This window comes from Streptosporangium sp. NPDC023615, assembly GCF_040640155.1.
In the GTDB taxonomy this organism is placed as follows: Bacteria; Actinomycetota; Actinomycetes; order Streptosporangiales; family Streptosporangiaceae; genus Streptosporangium.
Genome location: NZ_JBFABE010000052.1, coordinates 1 through 18,522, shown reverse-complemented (window position 1 = coordinate 18,522; position 18,522 = coordinate 1). Strand labels below are relative to the sequence as shown.

Below are 18,522 nucleotides of genomic sequence, written 5' to 3'. Positions count from 1 at the left end.
CCGTCGGTCCCGATCCAAGATACCGTCACCACTCAGATGATGAGATCATATGATGTGAACATCCGAAATCGGGAGGACGTATGACCGCAGCCGACCGGCACGGGGACGAGACCGCCGAGGTCGCGGGATCTTCGGGGGAGACGCCCGCCGGGGCCGCCGGGAACCCGGGAGCCCCCGAGATCCCCGAGATCCTGCTCACCGACCTGGAGGTGATGCGCGATCCCTTCGCCGTGTACGGGCGGGCCCGGGAGAGGTCACCGCTGGCGCGGCTGTCGGCGCCGGGCTTCGGCCCCATGCTGGCCATCACCCGCCACGAGGACGCCAAGGCGGTGCTGAGCGACCCGCGCTTCGAGATCACCGCCGGCAGCTTCATGCGGCCCGACGTCCCCGAGGACTGCGTGCCCTACATGCGGACCATGAGCGAGATGGACGGGACCGAGCACGCCCGGCTGCGCCGGCTGGTCTCGCCGGCGTTCAGCGCGCGCCGCGCCGCGCGGTTCCGGCCGAGGATCGAGCCGCTCGTCGACCGTCTGCTCGACGCCCTGCCGGACCACGCCGAGAACGGCACGGTGGACCTGCTGCCGCACTTCGCCAGGCCGCTGCCGATGGACGTGATCTGCGAGCTGGTGGGCATCCCCGAGTCCGACCGCCTGCGCTGGCGCGAGTACGGACTCACCGTGGCGTCGGTCATGGGACCGGAGTTCACCGCGGCCGTTCCCGGCATCATCGAGGGCGCCAAGGCGGCGGTCGCCCGCCGGCGCGAGGAGCCCGCCGACGACCTGCTCTCCGACCTCATCCGCGGCCAGGCCGAGGACGGCGACCGGCTCGACGACGTCGAGCTCGTCACCCTGGTCTGGCATCTCGTCCTGGCGGGGCAGACGCCCGCCAACCTCATCGCCAACGCGGTGGAGTTCCTGCTCTCCCACCCCGAACAGCTCGACGCGCTCCGCGAGGACCCCTCCCTGATGCCCCGCGCCGTCGACGAGCTGACCCGCTGGTGCGGCCCGGTGCTGCTGTCGATCCCCCGCTACGCCACCGAGGACGTCGAGCTCCTCGGCACGCGCGTGCGCAAGGGCGAGCCCGTCACCGCCGTCGTCGCCGCCGCCAACCGCGACCCGCGCGCGTTCGACGGCCCCGACCGGTTCGACCTCACCAGGCCCGCGGGCGCGCCGGGACACCTCGGGTTCGCCCACGGCCCGCACTTCTGCCTGGGGGCCTCGCTGGCCCGGGTGGAGACCGAGGTCGCGCTCACGGGGCTGCTGCGCCGCTTCCCCGACCTGGCGTTCGTCCGGCCCGAGGAGGGGGCCGGTCGCGCCCTCGACCCGGGTACCTGGCGCCTGGTCTCGCTTCCCGTGAGGCTCTGACCCCACCGGGCCGGTTCCCGTACCGCCGGCTCCCGCGTGTCGGGGCCCCCGTCCGGGGTCGGGTCCCCGGCGTCCCCGGGCGGCACGGCCGCGCCCTTCCCGGACCGCGAACATCGAGGAGACGCTTTCCATGGCACGGACCGGTGACCGAGGCGCCCTGCCGAGGTGCACGTTCTGCGACAAGAGCAACGAACAGGTCGCGCGGCTGATCGCGGGCCCGGCCGGCGTCCACATCTGCGACGAGTGCGTGGGGATCTGCACCGAGCTCATGGAGGAGGACCGCGACGGGCCCTCCCCGGCCGGGCCGTCGCGAGCGCCCGCGCCCAGGGAGATCGACGACTTCCTCGGCCGGTACGTGGTCGGCCAGGAGAGCGCCCGCAGAACGCTCGCGGTGGCCGTCCAGGCGGCGCTGACGCGGATCCTCACCGAGCCGCGCGACGCGCCGGTCGAGCAGTACCGCCGGCTCTTCGCCATGGACGGTGTGGAGCTGGAGTTCACCGAGGAGGCCATCGCCGCGATCGCCGATCAGGCGCTGCTGCGCCGCACCGGCGCCCGCGCGGTCCGCGCGATCCTGGAGGAGGTCCTGCTCGACGTGATGTACGAGGTGCCGAGCCGGGACGACGTGGCCCGGGTCGTGGTCGGCCGCGACACCGTCCTCGACAGGGTCAACCCGACCCTGGTGCCCCGCGAGCGGCGCGAGAGGTCCGCCTGAGGCGGCCGGCGTGACCGCGGGCGGTCACCCGGTGAAGGCCCCGCCGTGGTGCCCTGCCGTCACGGCGAGGGCGGGGGACGTCCGCACCGGAGCCAGAGCGGCCCGGTCCGCGGGGGGAGGTCGGTCACGTGTGTCTCCGGAAGACGGCACGCCTCACCGTGAACGACACCGGGGACGCGTGGCGAACGAGGCCTGGACGTACGGCCGGCCACGACACGAAGGTCATCGATCCGCGTTTCGCACCTCGCCTTCGTGATCCGGCCGGGAGGTACTCTCCGGAGCGCCGCCTCCTGAGACCTCGTTACCCATTACGTTCGTCACGCCGGTACCTGTCAAGACTCCAAGCACACTTATCTCGTTACGCGCACACGGCGGTTCGGTGCGCCGTCGGGCCGCTGTGCCTCTCCTGCCAGTGGTTATACGGGAAAGTCGGTTCTTCGGGCCGCCTCGATCGCGTGAACCGCTCACATGTGTCGTACTGATATGCATGCGACAACGGGGCGGTGCCCGTGTCCCGGCGTCCGGCCGGATGCGGCGGTCACGTCCTTCCCGACGGGTCGGGTCCCGGTCCGCCCCTGCCGGGCGGGCACCGGAACGCCGCCCGGGACCGGGGGCGGCTGAACGTTTCATCGGCCTCGATCGGCGTCGTCGCAGCACAGGCCGTGTACGGCGGAGTTCTCGAAGCCGGCGGGGAGGAGCGGAACTTGACAGGCGGTCGGTCGCCTGTATGTGCTTCGCCCTACACGCCCTCTTTTCCGCTCGACGAACCGCCGCTTTTAGCGAACCGATTCGACCAGGTGAGGACCGGCGTCCGAGCGGCGTTTCGCGCCTCCTCCGTCTCGCCGACCGGACGAGCCCGCACCGCCTCCGGCCGCCCGCGTGAGGCCCCGCGGCCTCCCGCCCGCGACCGTCTTCGCCATGCCTACCCCGAGGAGCACGACATGCGGCCCTTACCCGACCACCCATCGAGCCGTCCGGCACGGTGCGGCCCTCGACCGGCCGCCGCCGCGACCGTCGCGGCCGTCGTGGCGGCGGTGGCGACCCTGCTGGCGACCGTCCTGACATGGTCGGTACCGGCCTCGGCGGCGACCACCCCGCTGATCGGCACGGGCTCGGGCCGGTGCCTGGACGTCAACGCCGCCTCCCAGGCCAACGGTGCCACGGTGCTCATCTGGGACTGCAACGGCCAGGCCAACCAGCAGTGGACCACCACCGCCGCGCAGGAGCTGCGCGTCTACGGCACCAAGTGTCTCGACGTCAACGCCGCCGGCACCGCCAACGGCACCGCGGTGCTCATCTGGGACTGCAACGGCCAGAACAACCAGAAGTGGCGTCTCAACTCCGACGGCAGCATCACCGCCGTCGGCGCGAACAAGTGCCTGGACGTCTCCGGTCTCGGCACGGCCAACGGCACCAAGGTCCACATCTGGACCTGCACCGGCGCCACCAACCAGAAGTGGACCACCGGCGCCCAGCCCACCCCGACGCCCACCGTGACACCCACCCCGCCGCCGCCCGGCGCGCGCTCGTGCGACATCTACGCCTCGGGCGGCACGCCGTGCGTGGCCGCGCACAGCACGACACGGGCGCTCTACGGCTCCTACAGCGGCAACCTCTACCAGGTCCGGCGCTCCTCGGACAACTCCACCCGGAACATCGCCGTTCTGACGGCGGGCGGGGTCGCCAACGCCTCGGCCCAGGACTCCTTCTGCGCCGGTACCGCGTGCGTCATCACGGTCGTGTACGACCAGTCGGGCCGCGGCAACGACCTGTGGTACCAGGGGTCCAGCGTGGTCCCCGGCTCCCCGCAGAGCAGGCCCGCGACCGCGACCACCGAGTCGCTCACCGTCGGCGGCAGCAAGGCCTACTCCCTCTACATCAACCCCGGCAACAGCTACTGGCGGGACGGTCACCTGACCGGGGTGCCCACCGGCAGCGCGCCCGAGGGCATGTACATGGTCACCAGCGGCACCCACGTCAACAACGGCTGCTGCTTCGACTACGGCAACAGCGAGACGACCCGCAAGGCCGACGCCGCCGGGGCCATGGACGCCATCAACTTCAGCACCCAGTGCTGGTTCGGCGGATGCCAGGGCAGCGGCCCCTGGGTCCAGGCCGACCTGGAATGGGGGCTCTTCCCCGGTGGAAGCCAGTCGTGGAACCCCAACCAGAGGGGTTTCCCCCACAAGTTCGTCACCGCCACCCTGAAGAACAACGGTACGAGCCGGTTCGCCATCAAGGGCAGTAACGCGCAGTCAGGAAGCCTGTACACCCTGTACGACGGCTCGCTTCCCAACGGTTACAGCCCGATGAAGAAGCAGGGGGCCATCATCCTGGGCAGTGGCGGCGACTGCTGCAAGCCCGACGGAGGCGCCAACCTCAGCGCGGGCACCTTCTACGAGGGGGCCATGGTCGCCGGGTATCCCTCCGACGCCACGGAGAACGCCGTCCAGGCCGACGTCGTCGCCGCCGGGTACCGCTGATCACACCCGTCCGCCGCCGGCCGCCCGCTCCCACGGGGAGAGGGTGGCCGGCGGCGGAGGCGGCGGATGGAACCTTCGTCACGTCCGCCCGTCCCACCGGGTGAACGGCCCCCGAAGTCGCCGCCGCGCGGGCGAGGCCCGTTCACCGCCGGTGATCGTTCTTCAGCCGCGCCGCCATGGCCGCCACCTGGGTGCGGCGCTGCATGTTGAGCTTGGCCAGCAGGTTGGAGACGTAGTTCTTGACCGTCTTCTCGGCCAGGAACATCCGCTCGCCGATCTGCCGGTTGGTCAGGCCCTCGCCGATCAGCTCCAGGATCTGCCGCTCCTGGTCCGACAGGGCCGCCAGCGGGTCCTCCCTGTGCGACCTCTCCCGCAGCCGCGACAGCATGGAGGCGGTGGTCTGCGGGTCCAGCAGCGACTGCCCGGCGGCCACGGTACGGACCGCGCCCACCAGGTCCGAGCCGTGGATCTGCTTGAGCACGTACCCCGACGCCCCCGCCATGACCGCCTCGAACAACGCGTCGTCGTCGGCGTAGGAGGTCAGCATCAGGCACGCCAGCCCCGGCAGCCGCGAGCGGACCTCGCGGCACACGTCCACCCCGCTGCCGTCGGGCAGGCGCACGTCCAGCACGGCCACGTCGGGCTTGAGGGCCGGGATGCGGGCGATGGCCGACTCGGCGGTGCCGGCCTCGCCGATCACCTCGATGTCGTCCTCGGAGCTCAGCAGCGCGGCCACGCCCCGCCGTACCACCTCGTGATCGTCCACCAGGAAAACGCGAATCATGTTCCGACGCTAGCCGCTGTCCGGACGGGCCGTATAGAGGCCAAGGTCCCCATCGGTCCCGGGGTGACCCCGGCCGGTCTGGTAGAGGTCGGGGACGCCGTCGCGGTCCTGGTCGACGGACTCGGCCTCGTGGATACGCCGGTAGACGCGGTTGCGCAGGCGCAGGATCACCGCTGCCAGCAGCGCCGCGGTCAGCGAACCGGCCAGGACCGCCACCTTGACGTGATCGTCGCGCTCGCTGCCGATCCCGAAGGCCAGTTCCCCGATGAGCAGCGAGACCGTGAAGCCGATCCCGGCCAGGATCGCCAGCCCGGCCACGTCCACCCAGGCCAGGCCCTCGTCCAGGCGGGCGCGGGTGAAGCGGGCCACCAGCCAGGTCGCGGCCAGGATCCCGACGGGCTTGCCGACCACCAGCCCGGCGACGATGCCCACGGCGACCGGGTCGGACAGAGCGCCGGCCAGGCCGCTCAGGCCGCCGATGGCCACCCCGGCCGACAGGAACGCGAAGATCGGCACGGCCACGGCGGACGAGAGCGGCCGCAGCCGGTGCTCGAAGTGCTCGGCCAGACCGGGCCCCGCCTCGGGTCCGCCCGCCTTCTCGCTGCGCACGACCGGGACCATGAAGGCCAGCAGCACACCGGCGACGGTGGCGTGTACTCCCGAGGCGTGGACCAGCGTCCAGGTCGCCGCGGCCAGGGGCAGCAGCAGCCACCAGCGGCGCACCCGGCGCTGCACCAGCACCGCGAACACCGCCAGCGGCACCAGGGCGCCCAGCAGCGGCAGCACCGAAAGCTGCGCGGTGTAGAAGACGGCGATGATGACGATGGCCACCAGGTCGTCGACCACGGCCAGGGTGAGCAGGAAGGTGCGCAGCGCCGAGGGCAGGTGACGGCCGATGACCGCCAGCACGGCCAGGGCGAACGCGATGTCGGTGGCCGTGGGGATCGCCCAGCCCCGCCCCGCGCCGTCCCCGGCGTTCAGGGTGAGCAGCAGGTACAGCACCGCCGGGACGATCACGCCGCCGAGCGCGGCCGCCACCGGCACCGCGGCCCGCCGCGCCTGGCGCAGGTCGCCGGCGACGAACTCGCGTTTGAGCTCCAGACCGGCCACGAAGAAGAAGATCGCGAGCAGGCCGTCGGCGGCCCAGGTCGCCAGGGTCAGGTCCAGGTGCAGGGCGGCGGGACCGACCGTGACCTCGCGCAGGGTCTGGTACCCGTCCGACCAGGGGGAGTTGGCCCAGATCATCGCCGCCACCGTGGCGACCAGGAGCAGGGCCCCGCCGACGGTCTCCCTGCGGAGGATGGCGGTCACACGGCTGGTCTCGGCCCATGAGCCCCGGCTGAACAGACTGGACACGCCGGACAGGGGATTGGACATGGGGCTCCGTTTCAGGGTCGGGTCGGAGACTGCCGACCAGACTTCCCGGCGCACCTATGGGGTCGATCCTATCGGTGGGCCCGGCCGAAGCCGCCGGGCAGGGGGCCCGTACGGCCGGATCTCCGGCGTTCTCCCAGGTCGTGGCGGTCCTGCCGGTGACCGCCGCGGCCGTCGTCGCGCGTCCCCGCCGTGATCGTCCCGATCGTTCCCGCGCCCGCCGTGATCATGCCCGTGTCGCCGGCGCCCGTGCCCGCCGTGATCGTCTTCGGCGCCCCCGTGCCCGCCGTTATCGTTCTCACCACGTCTGCGAGACCAGGGCGGGGGCCGGCCGGGGGGTCCTGCGCCCTCGCCCGAGCAGGCGGATACCGGTCAGCCGCAGGCCGCGGTGCAACTCCTCGTCGGACATCTCCGGGAAGGAAGCCGCGGCGCTGATCAGCCCGCCCAGCGCGGCGGTCAGGTAGACGCGTTCCCACGGGTCGGAGCGCCCGTCGTCGCACAGGCCGCGCATCTCGTCGCGGTAGCGCTCCATCCGCGCGCCGATGACCGGCCTGGTGCGGATCCCGGGGTCCCGGTCCATCAGGGTGATGACGGTCCGGTGCTTGACCAGGAAACCGATGAACCCCTCCAGCGGCGGCCGGGCACTCCCGGACGCGTTCTCCGCGGAGAGCAGTTCGAGATCGGCCAGCAGGGGGGCCAGCGCCGCGTCGAGCAACGCGTCCTTGGTCCGGAACAGGCCGGTGACCGCTCTGCCGGACAGGCCGGTGGCGGAGGCGATCATCTGCAGTGTCGTTCGCTCGTAGCCGTTCGCCGCGAACAGGTCGAGCGCCGCCCGGGCCACCTGCTCGTGGGCCCGTGCGGGCACGGTCATGGTCATCTCTCCCCCTGTCGTCACAGAGCCCCGATGGACCGGAGGACTGCTCTGGCGTGAGGGGTAACAATGCATATGCGCAGGTCATTCCACTTTGCCGGATGATTGCCGGGGGCCCCGCCCGTCGTGATCCACTGCCGCCCGGCCCTCTGATCAGACGAACGGCCGAGCGGGGGTCGCGGCGGCGGATCGGCGCGGGGCCGGCCCGCGCCGCTCCTCATGTGGATCTCCGCGCGCCATGACGACGGCGCGGGAACGAGGCGCGGCTAGGGTCGTGGTGTGCGAATCGTGTCGTTGTTGCCGGCCGCCACCGACATCGTGGCGGTGCTCGGGCTGGGCGGTGACCTGGTCGGACGGACCCACGAGTGTGATTGGCCGCCCGAGGTGGTGGAAGGGGTGGCGGTGGTCACGGCGGCCGGGTTCGCCGCGGACCGGATGAGCAGCAGGGAGATCTCCGACGCGGTGGGCGGCGCCGCCCACCGGGGCTCGTCGCTGTACACGCTCGACGTGGAACGTCTGGCGGACCTGGCGCCCGACGTGGTGCTGACGCAGGACCTGTGCGAGGTGTGCGCGGTCTCCTACACGGGGGTGTCGCGGGCGGTGCGGCTGCTCGACTCGGGACCGCGGGTGATCAGCCTGGAACCGCGCACGCTTCCCGACGTGCTGGACTCCGTCGGGCATCTCGGCGAGGCGCTCGGGGTGACGAACGTGGCGTCCCGGCGGGTCGCCGAGCTGGAGGACCGGCTCGCGGCGGTGCGGTCCATGGTCGCGGACCGGCCGAGGCCTCGGGTGGCGGCGATCGAGTGGCTGGATCCGCCGTGGCCCGCCGGTCACTGGGTCCCCGAGCAGGTCCGGGCGGCGGGTGGTGAGCCGCTGCTGGCCGGGGCGGGCGAACACACCACCGCCGTCGACTGGGAGAGGGTGCGTGCCTCCCGGCCCGAGGTGATCCTGTTGATGCCCTGCGGCTTTCCTCCCGAGCGGACGCGGGCGGAGTGGTCCTCGCTGTCCCTCCTTCCGGGCTGGGCCGACCTGCCCGCGGTCCGCGCGGGCCAGGTGTGGGTGCTGGACGGCCCGGCGTACTTCAACAGGCCCGGACCTCGCGTGGTGCGGGGGACGGAGGTCCTCGCCCAGGTGCTCCACGGCGTGCGCGCCGGCGCTCCCGTCGCACGCGGGGAGGCGCACCGGGTCTGACGCTTGATGCGCCCTTTGTCGCTGACGAGGGGTGTGCGAGCATGGTCGGCGTAGGCGAGCGCGGACGAGGAAGCCGGTGTGAGTCCGGCGCGGTCCCGCCACTGTGATCGGCGAGCGAATCCCGAACGAGCCACTGCCCGCAGGACGGGTGGGAAGGCCGGGACGAGCCTCGACCCGAGAGCCAGGAGACTCACGCGGTCGCCACCTCGAAGAAATTGGGGCGGATCTCCCCAAGAGAGGAACGGTGATCGTCATGCCTGGACCTCGGCCTGCCGGCCCTGGGCGGTTCGGCCGCCGCGCGCGGGCCATCGCGCCCGGCCGCGGACTGCTCACCCGGGGAGCACTTCGGGGCAGCGGCGACCTGGTCGAACCCGCTCCCGGGCAGCCGTTCCTCGTCCGGCGCGGCTGCTGTCCGTACCACCGCCTTCCGGCGGCGACTGCGGCGACTGCGGCGAGTGCGCGCCGGCCGGCCCCGGCACGCGCCGCGAGCAGCGGGCCCTGCTCCTGCGACAGGCCGGAGGACCCGCATCAGCCACACCGACGGCTTCGGCCGCCGGCACCCCGCACGTGAAAGCCGCCCACGTCAGTACATGTGACGGTCGCGTGTCGCGCCGCCGGCCCGTCCGAGGGGGGAACGCATGAAAAGGATCACCGTGTGCCGGGACTGCTGCTGCGGGAGTGCGCGGAAGGCGCCCGCCCTCGACCACGGCGAGCAGATCCGCCGGCTGGCCGAGGTCGCGGACGTACGCGTGACCGAGTGCCTCGACGTGTGCGACCAGGCCAACGTCCTCGTCGTGCAGCCGACACCGGAGGGGCGGGCGGCCGGTGGCCGTCCGGTGTGGCTCGCCCTCGTCAACGACGAGAGCGCCACGGCCGATGTCGCCGAGTGGGTCCGCGCCGGTGGTCCAGGCCTGGTTCCGTTGCCGCCGATCCTCGAACTGCACCGTTTCACCCCGCCGCGCCGTCTCCCGCCCCGCGATGCCGATCCTCCGACGATGGACACCTCGGTCCCGCGCCGGTGACATCGGCCCGGGTGAGACCTGTCCGCCCAGGCTTATCGCGACCTTGACTCTGATGCGAATTTATCGCGATAAGGGCATCCCGCTCGTGTGCGCCGGCCCGGTTCGTGTGATGATGGTGCAAAGGCGAGCGCGGACGAGGAAGCCGGTGCAAGTCCGGCGCGGTCCCGCCACTGTGATCGGCGAGCGGATCCCCACCACGCCACTGCCCCTCCCCGGGGTGGGAAGGCGGGGACGAGCCTCGACCCGAGAGCCAGGAGACTCACGCGGTCGCCTCCTCGATGAACTGGGGCGGATCTCCCCGGGGAGGAGTGGGGCTCTCGTGCCCGTCGAGCCGGTGGCCGCGCCGAGAAGCCCTGTGGCATTCCCTCTTTCAGATCCGCCCCGTCGTGCAGATTCCGTGAGAGGAACACGTCATGACGGGCAGACGCCCCACCTCCCTCCTGCTCGCCTTCTTGGTGTCCGGAGTGCTGGCCGCCTGCGGCGGCGCCCCGGCTGAGAACGTCCCGGCCGCCGCCCCGGCGGCCTCCGCGCCCGCGGGCTTCCCGGTCACTCTCGACAACTGCGGTGTGAAGAGCACCTACGAGCAGCCACCGCGGCGGGCGATATCGATGAACCAGCACGCCACCGAGGTGATGCTGGCGCTCGGCCTGGAAAAATCGATGATCGGTACCGCCTACCTCGACGACAGGGTACTGCCGCAGTACAAGGCGGCCTACGACGCCGTCAAGGTCGTCTCGAAGGAGTATCCGGCGTACGAGGCCCTGCTGGCCGAGGAGCCCGACTTCGTCTACGGCGGCTTCGCCAGCACCTTCGACGAGAAGGAGGGCCGCAGCCGCGACACCCTGCACAAGGCCGGCATCAAGACGTACCTGAACGTCGAGGAGTGCGCCGAAGGGGCGGTGCCGATGGACCTGATCGACACCGAGATCCGCAACGTCGCGAAGATCTTCGGCGTCTCCGACCGGGCCGAACCGTTGATCACCACATTGCGGGCGACCCTCGACGGGGTGAGGACCACGCTCGGCGAGGCCGACCCGGTCAAGGTGTTCGTCTACGACAGCGGTGACAAGACCGCCTTCACCGCCGGGGGCAGGGGTGTCGGCAACGAGATCATCAAGCTGGCCGGAGCGGAGAACGTGTTCGCCGACGTCGACAAGGTGTGGGGGGATGTGTCGTTCGAGCAGGTCGCCGAGCGTGCCCCCGACTGGGTCGTCGTCTACGACTACGGCGACCGGCCGGTGGCCGACAAGGAGAGGTTCCTGCTGGCCAACCCAGCACTGAAGGACGTGCCGGCCATCAAGAACAGGCGGTTCGCGGTGCTGCCGCTGTCGTCGGTGGTGCTCGGCGTGCGGGCGCCGGGAGCCGTCGAGGCGCTGGCCCGGCAGCTGCACGCCGACCGCTTCAAGTGAGACCGCTTCACGTGAGACCGCTTCAAGTGAGATCACTTCAGGTGAGCGAACCGGACGTGGGCGCCGTGCTGCCGGCACGGAGGCCGGGACCGCCCTACCCGGTCGTGATGCTCGTGCTCGTGTTCCTGCTCGGCGGTGCGGTCACCGCGGCCGTCGCGGCCGGGTCGGTGGCCCTGCCGGCCGGGCAGGTGTGGGGCATCCTGCTCCATCACCTGCATCCCGCCCTGGCCGAACCGGTCTGGACACCGGTGCGGGAGACCATCGTGATGGATGTGCGGCTGCCGCGGGTCGTCCTGGCCGGCGCGGTCGGCGCGGGCCTTGCGGTCTGCGGCATGGTCCTGCAGGCGCTGGTGCGCAACCCGCTGGCCGACCCGATGCTGCTGGGGGTCTCCTCCGGCGCCGGCGTCGGGGCGGTCACCGTGGTGGTGTTCGGCCTGAGCGTGTTCGGGGCGTTCAGCCTGCCGATCGCGGCCTTCCTCGGGGCGCTGGCCGCGCTGGTGGCGGTCTACTTCCTGGCCCGCTCGGGCGGGCGCATGACCACGATGCGGCTGGTGCTGGCCGGGGTGGCCACGGCAGAGGTCTTGTCGGCCGTGGCCAGCTTCCTGGTGGTGACCTCCAACGACCCGCACAAGACGCAGGCGGCGGTGCGCTGGATGCTGGGCGGCCTGGCCGGAACCACCTGGACGGTGGTGTGGATCCCGGCGGCGACCGTCGTGGTGGGGACCGCCGTGCTGCTCGGGGTGTCGCGCCCGCTGAACCTGCTGCTGGCCGGGGAGGAGGCCGCGGCCTCGCTCGGGCTGGACGTGCACCGCTTCCGGGCGGCGCTGTTCGTGCTGGTCGCCATGATGGTCGGCACGATCGTCGCGGTCAGCGGCACCATCGGCTTCGTGGGACTGATCATGCCGCACGTCGTGCGGCTGCTGATCGGTGCCGACCACCGCCGGGCGCTCCCGGCGACGGCGCTGCTGGGGGCGGTCTTCCTCATCGCGGCCGACCTGGCCGCCCGCACCCTGATCGCGCCGGAGGAGGTCCCCGTGGGCATCGTCACCGCGCTGGTCGGCGGGCCGTTCTTCCTGTGGCTGATGCGGAGGCGCTCCACATGACAGTGACCGTGGAGGACGTGTCGGTCCGCGTCGGCGGCCGTGACCTGGTCCACCGGGTCTCGCTGGAGGTCGCCGAGGGGGAGATGCTCGCCCTGGCCGGACCCAACGGCGCGGGCAAGTCGACGCTGCTGCGCACCCTCTACCGGGCGCGCAGGCCGACCGGCGGCCGGGTGCTGCTGGACGGCGAGGACGTGTGGCGCATGCCCGCCCGCCGCCTGGCCCGCCGGCTGGCCGCCGTCCTGCAGGAGAGCGGCGGAGACTTCGAGCTGTCGGTGTACGACGTCGTCGCCATGGGCCGCACCCCCCACAAACGGGCCTTCGACGGTGACGACGCGACCGACAGGGCGATCGTCGCCGACGCGCTGGAACGCCTCGACCTGGCAGGCCTGGCGTACGCGCCCTTCGACCGCCTCTCCGGCGGGGAGAAGCAGCGGGCGCTGATCGCGCGGGCGCTGGCCCAGCGACCGGCCACGATGGTGCTGGACGAGCCGACCAACCACCTGGACCTGCGCCACCAGCTCGACGCGCTGAACCTGGTGCGCGGCCTCGGCGTCACCGCCGTGGTCGCCCTGCACGACCTCAACATGGCCGCCGCGTTCTGCGACCGCGTCTGCGTCATGGACGCCGGCCGCGTCGTCGCGCTCGGCACCCCCGCCGACGTGCTGACCCCCGCCCTGCTCGCCGAGGTCTACCGGGTCGACGCCGAGGTGGCGATCCACCCGGAGACGGGGGTGCCGCAGGTGAGCCTGCGAACCGGAGGGAGCCGCCTCACGAACTGAACCCCCTTCGCATGAAAGGCCGGACCCGCCATCCGGTTCGCTCGCCGTGCGCTTTTCACGAACGGAGCTCCCGTGTGATGACGTTTTCTCACTGAATCTCAATTGATTCGGCCGTGCTCGAAATGTACGAGGACGAGCGTCCAGGATGAGGTGGGGTATGTCGACGGCTCTGGCTTTCTGCAGGGTCTGGTGCAGGCCGGGGGATTGGTCGGCCAGGACGTCGATGGCCTCGTGCAGGTAGCGGTAGGCGGTGACCCGTGACCATCCGAAGGCGATGCCGTGCGGACGAATGTCGGGCTTGCAGCGGAGCCAGACCAGCGCGAAAGTGCTTGGTAGAAGCAGGTCGGGCGTCGGGTGCCCGTGGGGGTGCCGCGACGTAGCCGCTCGTTGCAGAGCAGTCCTCCGACGTGGCGAACCAGTTCACGAGAAACGCCGAGCGTGGCAGGGTAGGCGATCACGTGGTTCCCGGTCTCGGAAGATCTTGTGATGAGACCTCATCTACCGGGGGCTCCACGCCCATTTCTGGCCAACGGCGGACCGTCCATAAGTTCGCCGAGATGTCTTGGCTGGTAGCGCAGGTCTGCTGTCGCCCACTTCGTTCGGCCTGAGAAAATCTCACTCGCTGGTCACCGACGCCGTCAAGGTCGGTGGAGAGGTAGACCGGTCGCACGTCGAGTTGGTCACCCCAGCGCAGCAGGACCGACGGAGGAGCGTCCGGCGACTGCTTGGAGGCGGGCACCACGACCTGTGCGGCGGCCTGCCGGATCGCGGTGTCCAGCAGCGGGACGGTCGCCCGGCCCGGGGCAGGGGAGGCAGGGCCGTCCGGGCCGTCGAGGCGGATCACCGCGTGGAAGTGGACCAGGCCGCGCGCCTGGTACTCGGCGACCTGGCATACGACAGGTGCAGACACCTCACGCAGGTGAGCACGAGGCGCGTCGAGCTGTCGAGCCAGGACAGCGGGGAGTGCTTCCGGTGACGGTAACGCTCACGTTCCTACGTCAAACGGACTGGACAGAGCGTCTGGGGCGGGACGCTCGCGTCGAGTGTCTTTGTTAACGCTCACATACGTTCATCAAGGCGTGTCCTCTGCCCGGCGGGCTTGGCTGTGGGTGGTGCGGCAGAGTAGACACGAAGCCAGGAATGCCTGTCAAGAATCGGCGGGTCCTGCATCCCGGGCCACTGTTCGACGACCGGGTCCCAGCTGCTTTCGCCCAAGCGTGTTCGCTGCTTCCCAGGAGCGCGGCGCGGTGAAACTTTCACCCGTGACCCTCCTGCGGCGGTCGGGCGGCCCCTCTCTCTTCCCTCCCGAGCAGGGCGTTGCCGGCGCACGAGGGGCTCATGCCGGCCGCCGCGGGCGACCGGTGCGACGGCGTCGGGCGTGTCCTGGCGGCGCCGCGTCCGCGCCACCCGCGCACTCCGCTCACGGGGAGTACGACCAGCTGAGGGTGGCACCAGCATCAATCTCTGCTTTCCGCCCGGAAATGAATGCTATACATCTGGCGAACCGGCCGGATCCTTGAACCGGCGGAGGGAAAGATGGAGCCGCCTAGCTGCAGTTATGCTCGGAAGAGCTCTCACTCTGACAAGGCACCCCCGATGAGGAGTCAGAAATAAGTAGGCTTAAAGCCTTGACGCGCCTCAGCGTGAGGAACGTAACTAGTAGCTAAGTCTCCGGGATGCCTCCTGTTGGAGGTCTCCTCGGCTGGGCCGCGTCCGGAGTGGGGCACTCCGTGGCGGTCGTGCGTCGTGGCCTGGCCGCCTCGACTCACGCAGTCCCCCAGGATCCCCCCGTGGTGCCATTCGCCGGACACCGCGGTATGTCTGGAGAATCATGTGAGCGATCGGAACGAGCTACGCGAACGCGACCCGCGCCGGAGTCACCGGCTGCCGGTGCCGAGTGCGGGACGGTACTCGCCGGCCCTGCCACCGCCGTGAGGGCGGCTTCAGGATGGCCACGCGGATCAGTGACGGCAGGCCGATCGCGCAGGTGAACTTCACCAGGCGGCTCACGGCTGAGCCGTACCGGCCGAGGCCACGGAGGCCGGAGGCCACGGAGGCCAGGCCGGACATCGTCGTCCACGACGGTGACGCGAACGGTTCCGGCCGCCTCGAACCAGGACGCGGTTGTCCGGCAACGGCGGTTGTCCGGCAACACCGGCAAGAACCGGCCGGACGTGGTGGTCAGCGCGGAGACCAACGAAGCGGTGTCGAGCCGCCACACCGGCCGGCTGAGGTTCCCACCCCCCGATGAAGGAGAACCAAGTGGTGTCCCCATTCAGACGTGTCGATGTTCGAACCGCAGAGGGAGTCGCGTGATGTCGAAGAAGGGATCCCTCTTCGGGGCGATCGCGGTCGCGGCACTTCTCGTCCTGTCCACGGGTCACGCGGCGCTGAGCAACAGCCTCGGCGGAACCACGTCGTCCACGGGTGCCGGCGCCCTCGCACCCACCGCGGGGTGCGGCAAGACCCCGACGCTGAGAAGCGGTTCGCAGTCGATCACGACCGGCGGGAAGAATCGCAGCTACATCCTCAGGCTTCCCGACAACTACAACAACACCACCCCCTACCGGGTGTTCTTCGGGTTCCACTGGAACGGTGGCACCGCCGGCGACGTCGACTCGGGCGGAACCAGCGGATACCCCTGGTCCTACTACGGGCAGAGGGCGCTGGCGAACAGCAACGCGATCTTCGTCGCGCCCCAGGGCCTCAACAACGGCTGGGCCAACTCCGGCGGTGAGGACGTCACCTTCGTCGACGACATCATCCGGCGGATCGACGCCGATCTGTGTGTCGACACCTCCCAGCGCTTCGCCATGGGCTTCAGCTACGGCGGTGGCATGAGCTACGCGCTCGCGTGTGCCCGGGCGACGACCTTCCGCGCGGTCGCGGTCTACGCCGGCGCGCAGCTCAGCGGATGTAGCGGCGGCACCGAACCCATCGCGTACATCGGCCTGCACGGCCTCAGGGACCCGCTCAACATCTCCTCGGGCCGGTCGCTGCGTGACAGGTTCGTCAGGAACAACGGCTGCACCCCCCAGAACCCACCGGAGCCGGCGCAGGGCAGTCTGACGCACATCGTCACCTACTACTCGGGGTGCCGGGCCGGGTATCCGGTCGCATGGGCCGCTTTCGACGCAGGTCACACCCCTGGTCCCTGGGACGGGTCCCCCGGCGACTACAACCCCCACGAGAGGTCCTGGACCGGGCCGGTGGTGTACAACTTCTTCTCGCAGTTCGGGGGCACGAACCCGACGCCGACGCCGACCCCCTCGGTCACCCCGTCGCCCTCTGCGACGCCGGGGAGCACGAGTGCCCTGCGGGGCGGGGGGTCGAACCGGTGCCTGGACGTCAACGGCGCCTCCCAGGCCAACGGCGCGCTGGCCCAGATCTGGGACTGCAACGGGCAGGCCAACCAGCGGTGGACCTCCACCGCCGCGCAGGAACTACGGGTCTACGGCAACAAGTGCCTGGACGTCAACGGGGCCGGGACCGCCAACGGCACCGCGGTGCTCATCTGGGACTGCAACGGCCAGAACAACCAGAAGTGGCGCCTGAACACCGACGGCAGCATCACCGCGATCGGCAGCGGCAAGTGCCTGGACGTGTCCGGCAACGGCACCGCCAACGGCACCAAGGTCCACATCTGGACCTGCCTGGGGACCGGCAACCAGCGCTGGACCAGGAGCTGATCCTCTTTTCCGAGCTCTGAGACACCTTCGGGATCCCTCACCGGGGAAAGTGACCGTCCCGGTGGGGGATCGCCTTCAACGGCGGGGCCGTTTTCGCATGTCTGCCCGCCCTGAGGCGTGTCCGGCGATTCGGTGTGGCGGAGTCAGGGCAGCAGGGAGGCGACGGTGACGCCCGCGAGGTAGCGGTCGGCGAGCTTGTCGCAGCGGGCCGCGACGGCTCGCCACCGCTTGAGTCCGGCAGAGCACCGCACCACCGAGATCACGTGTCGGACACGCTGGACGTCATGCGCCGAAGGGGGCGCAGAATCCACGGCGGGCAGTCCGGATCGGCTTCGGCCTCGGCGGTGGTGAGCCAGACGATCCCCGCGACCTCCTCGGCGGAGGCGGCGACCGGCTGGACGTGAGCCGGGATCCGGCCCGAGAACACCACGTTGATCACCGGATCGCCGTCGTCGGTCACGAAGAAACCGCTCTCCACGTAGGTGAGCTCGGTCCCCGTCAGGTCGACGCCGACCTCCTCCATGACCTCCCGGCGGGCGGTCTCCTCCAGCGCATCGGCCCCGGCGCCCTCGGGCTCGACCTTGCCGCCGACACCGGCGAGCGTGCCGGGGGCGTGCGCCTCCCGCGCGCCCCGTCTGATGAGCAGCCAGCGGCCGTCCCTGTTCAGGAAGACCTCGACGTTCACCACGAAGGCCGGTCGGCCGCCCCGGGTGATGCAGGATTTCACGTCAGGCGTGTGCGCGTCCGTCATGGATGATCACTTTACGCGAGGGGCACGGGGTTCGACCGCCGATGAGTTGATCTCGCCGCGCCGGCCCCGGCGGGGCTACGCCACGGATGTGACGGCGCCGGTCAGTGACCGCCGCCCGCCAGGTTGAGGCCGACCACCCCGCTGAGGATCAGGAGAATCGAGACGATCTTGATGGGGGACGCGTCCTCGCCCAGGAGGATCATGCCCAGGGTCGCGGTGCCGACGGCGCCGATGCCCGTCCAGACGGCGTAGGCCGTACCGACGTCGAGGCTCTTGAGGGCGAGCGCGAGGAGGCCGAAGCTGAGAACGGCCGAGACGACGAAACCGGCGCTCGGCAGCGGTACGGAGAACCCGTCGCTGAGCTTGAGCGAGTAGGCCATGACGACCTCGAACAGCCCCGCGACAATGATCATGATCCAGGCCATGACGGCTCCCTCCGGCAAGGAGCGTCGTCTTTTCAGGCCGGGTACGGCGCGTCTCGTCCGGGCGGATCCCGTCCGGAGCCGCATTCGCGACAACGGCGGCCGTCCCGTTCTGATTCCCGCCGCGCCGGAGGCGGGGCTCCCCGAGGGGTGCGGCCGGGTGCCCTGCGAGGCCCTCGCCGTCGGTGCCGTCGGTGTCCTCGGTGTCCTCGGTGTCCTCGGTGTCACCAGTGTCACCGGTGTCACCGGGACCGGGGCGAACCCGGCCCGTACGGGGTGACCCAGGGACGAAGGTCCCACCGGGGCGGGACCTTCGGGGCCGCGCGGGATGCCGTACGGCACTGTGGGCGGCACGCGGCCGGGCGATGGAATGAGGACGTACGAGAAACCGCGAATCACCACGAAAGGGGAGCCGTCATGGCCACCACTCGCGCACAGGGCGCTCACATCGGGCCGGTCATGGAGGGCACCCCCGCTTCGGCCGACCGGCGTGGCACCCCCGCTTCGGCCGACCGGCGTCCGGCGGCCTACGTCTGGGCGATCACCCGGATCGGGCTGGGCTTCATCT

The 18,522-nt window shown here is 71.0% G+C and carries 15 protein-coding genes and 3 riboswitches; of the genes, 9 read left to right on the top strand and 6 right to left on the bottom strand.

The window, feature by feature from the left end:
- Window positions 1-80: 80 nt before the first annotated feature.
- From AB0G16_RS28325 to AB0G16_RS28315, 3 genes are all read left to right on the top strand, one after another.
- The gene (locus AB0G16_RS28325; protein ID WP_362811354.1) at window positions 81-1,364 is read left to right on the top strand and encodes a cytochrome P450; all 1,284 of its coding nucleotides are present in this window, start codon (window positions 81-83) and stop codon (window positions 1,362-1,364) included.
- A 130-nt stretch (window positions 1,365-1,494) separates the two neighbouring features.
- Window positions 1,495-2,076 carry a ClpX C4-type zinc finger protein gene (locus AB0G16_RS28320; RefSeq protein ID WP_362811351.1) on the top strand — a complete coding sequence of 194 codons (582 nt, stop codon included), beginning with the start codon at window positions 1,495-1,497 and terminating at the stop codon, window positions 2,074-2,076.
- 941 nt (window positions 2,077-3,017) lie between these two features.
- A complete protein-coding gene (locus tag AB0G16_RS28315; protein ID WP_362811348.1) occupies window positions 3,018-4,559 on the top strand; it encodes an arabinofuranosidase catalytic domain-containing protein in 1,542 nt (513 codons plus the stop codon).
- Between the two features lie 142 nt (window positions 4,560-4,701).
- Here the strand turns inward: AB0G16_RS28315 and AB0G16_RS28310 are convergent, their stop codons facing one another.
- The 3 genes from AB0G16_RS28310 to AB0G16_RS28300 all read right to left on the bottom strand — a co-directional run bounded on the left by AB0G16_RS28310 (window position 4,702) and on the right by AB0G16_RS28300 (window position 7,588).
- A complete protein-coding gene (locus AB0G16_RS28310) occupies window positions 4,702-5,343 on the bottom strand; it encodes a response regulator transcription factor (protein ID WP_362811345.1) in 642 nt (213 codons plus the stop codon).
- A 9-nt stretch (window positions 5,344-5,352) separates the two neighbouring features.
- Window positions 5,353-6,720: a Na+/H+ antiporter NhaA gene (gene nhaA, locus AB0G16_RS28305; RefSeq protein WP_362811343.1), complete on the bottom strand. Its 1,368-nt coding sequence runs from the start codon at window positions 6,718-6,720 to the stop codon at window positions 5,353-5,355.
- Window positions 6,721-7,015: 295 nt separating this feature from the next.
- Entirely contained in the window at window positions 7,016-7,588 is a 573-nt protein-coding gene (locus tag AB0G16_RS28300; protein WP_362811340.1) for a helix-turn-helix domain-containing protein, read from the bottom strand.
- Between the two features lie 279 nt (window positions 7,589-7,867).
- Here AB0G16_RS28300 and AB0G16_RS28295 point away from each other — a divergent pair, with 279 nt between their 5' ends.
- The 5 genes from AB0G16_RS28295 (at window position 7,868) to AB0G16_RS28275 (ending at window position 13,092) form a co-directional block, all read left to right on the top strand.
- Window positions 7,868-8,779: a cobalamin-binding protein gene (locus AB0G16_RS28295; protein ID WP_362811337.1), complete on the top strand. Its 912-nt coding sequence runs from the start codon at window positions 7,868-7,870 to the stop codon at window positions 8,777-8,779.
- Window positions 8,780-8,843: 64 nt separating this feature from the next.
- Window positions 8,844-8,971: riboswitch (cobalamin riboswitch) on the top strand.
- A gap of 446 nt (window positions 8,972-9,417) precedes the next feature.
- Complete coding sequence (locus AB0G16_RS28290) at window positions 9,418-9,801, top strand: (2Fe-2S) ferredoxin domain-containing protein (protein WP_362811335.1); 384 nt, start codon at window positions 9,418-9,420, stop codon at window positions 9,799-9,801.
- Between the two features lie 100 nt (window positions 9,802-9,901).
- Window positions 9,902-10,064, top strand: a riboswitch (cobalamin riboswitch).
- Window positions 10,065-10,214: 150 nt separating this feature from the next.
- Window positions 10,215-11,210 carry an ABC transporter substrate-binding protein gene (locus AB0G16_RS28285; protein ID WP_362811333.1) on the top strand — a complete coding sequence of 332 codons (996 nt, stop codon included), beginning with the start codon at window positions 10,215-10,217 and terminating at the stop codon, window positions 11,208-11,210.
- 41 nt (window positions 11,211-11,251) lie between these two features.
- Window positions 11,252-12,313, top strand: coding sequence for an iron ABC transporter permease (locus AB0G16_RS28280; RefSeq protein ID WP_362811330.1), 1,062 nt, complete (start codon window positions 11,252-11,254; stop codon window positions 12,311-12,313).
- Window positions 12,310-13,092, top strand: coding sequence for an ABC transporter ATP-binding protein (locus AB0G16_RS28275; protein WP_362811328.1), 783 nt, complete (start codon window positions 12,310-12,312; stop codon window positions 13,090-13,092). Before AB0G16_RS28280 ends, AB0G16_RS28275 begins: the two co-directional genes overlap by 4 nt.
- Before the next feature lie 454 nt (window positions 13,093-13,546).
- Here AB0G16_RS28275 and AB0G16_RS28270 read toward each other — a convergent pair whose 3' ends face one another.
- Window positions 13,547-14,044 (bottom strand): replication initiator, encoded by a 498-nt coding sequence (locus AB0G16_RS28270; protein WP_362811451.1) that lies wholly within the window; start codon window positions 14,042-14,044, stop codon window positions 13,547-13,549.
- Window positions 14,045-15,407: 1,363 nt separating this feature from the next.
- Here AB0G16_RS28270 and AB0G16_RS28265 point away from each other — a divergent pair.
- A complete protein-coding gene (locus AB0G16_RS28265) occupies window positions 15,408-16,781 on the top strand; it encodes a ricin-type beta-trefoil lectin domain protein (protein ID WP_362811324.1) in 1,374 nt (457 codons plus the stop codon).
- A gap of 259 nt (window positions 16,782-17,040) precedes the next feature.
- On the opposite strand, the gene AB0G16_RS28260 is transcribed toward AB0G16_RS28265, so the two are convergent.
- Together AB0G16_RS28260 and AB0G16_RS28255 are read right to left on the bottom strand one after the other, a co-directional pair.
- Complete coding sequence (locus tag AB0G16_RS28260; protein WP_362811321.1) at window positions 17,041-17,508, bottom strand: NUDIX domain-containing protein; 468 nt, start codon at window positions 17,506-17,508, stop codon at window positions 17,041-17,043.
- 125 nt (window positions 17,509-17,633) lie between these two features.
- Window positions 17,634-17,957: a multidrug efflux SMR transporter gene (locus tag AB0G16_RS28255; protein ID WP_362811318.1), complete on the bottom strand. Its 324-nt coding sequence runs from the start codon at window positions 17,955-17,957 to the stop codon at window positions 17,634-17,636.
- An 18-nt stretch (window positions 17,958-17,975) separates the two neighbouring features.
- Window positions 17,976-18,041: riboswitch (guanidine-III (ykkC-III) riboswitch) on the bottom strand.
- Window positions 18,042-18,522: the final 481 nt, after the last annotated feature.

Coding starts and splice junctions, on each gene's coding strand:
- AB0G16_RS28325 (WP_362811354.1), top strand. CDS start 81: ATGACCGCAGCCGACCGGCACGGGGACGAGACCGCCGAGGTCGCGGGA.
- AB0G16_RS28320 (WP_362811351.1), top strand. CDS start 1,495: ATGGCACGGACCGGTGACCGAGGCGCCCTGCCGAGGTGCACGTTCTGC.
- AB0G16_RS28315 (WP_362811348.1), top strand. CDS start 3,018: ATGCGGCCCTTACCCGACCACCCATCGAGCCGTCCGGCACGGTGCGGC.
- AB0G16_RS28310 (WP_362811345.1), bottom strand. CDS start 5,343: ATGATTCGCGTTTTCCTGGTGGACGATCACGAGGTGGTACGGCGGGGC.
- nhaA (WP_362811343.1), bottom strand. CDS start 6,720: ATGTCCAATCCCCTGTCCGGCGTGTCCAGTCTGTTCAGCCGGGGCTCA.
- AB0G16_RS28300 (WP_362811340.1), bottom strand. CDS start 7,588: ATGACCGTGCCCGCACGGGCCCACGAGCAGGTGGCCCGGGCGGCGCTC.
- AB0G16_RS28290 (WP_362811335.1), top strand. CDS start 9,418: ATGAAAAGGATCACCGTGTGCCGGGACTGCTGCTGCGGGAGTGCGCGG.
- AB0G16_RS28285 (WP_362811333.1), top strand. CDS start 10,215: ATGACGGGCAGACGCCCCACCTCCCTCCTGCTCGCCTTCTTGGTGTCC.
- AB0G16_RS28275 (WP_362811328.1), top strand. CDS start 12,310: ATGACAGTGACCGTGGAGGACGTGTCGGTCCGCGTCGGCGGCCGTGAC.
- AB0G16_RS28265 (WP_362811324.1), top strand. CDS start 15,408: ATGTCGAAGAAGGGATCCCTCTTCGGGGCGATCGCGGTCGCGGCACTT.
- AB0G16_RS28255 (WP_362811318.1), bottom strand. CDS start 17,957: ATGGCCTGGATCATGATCATTGTCGCGGGGCTGTTCGAGGTCGTCATG.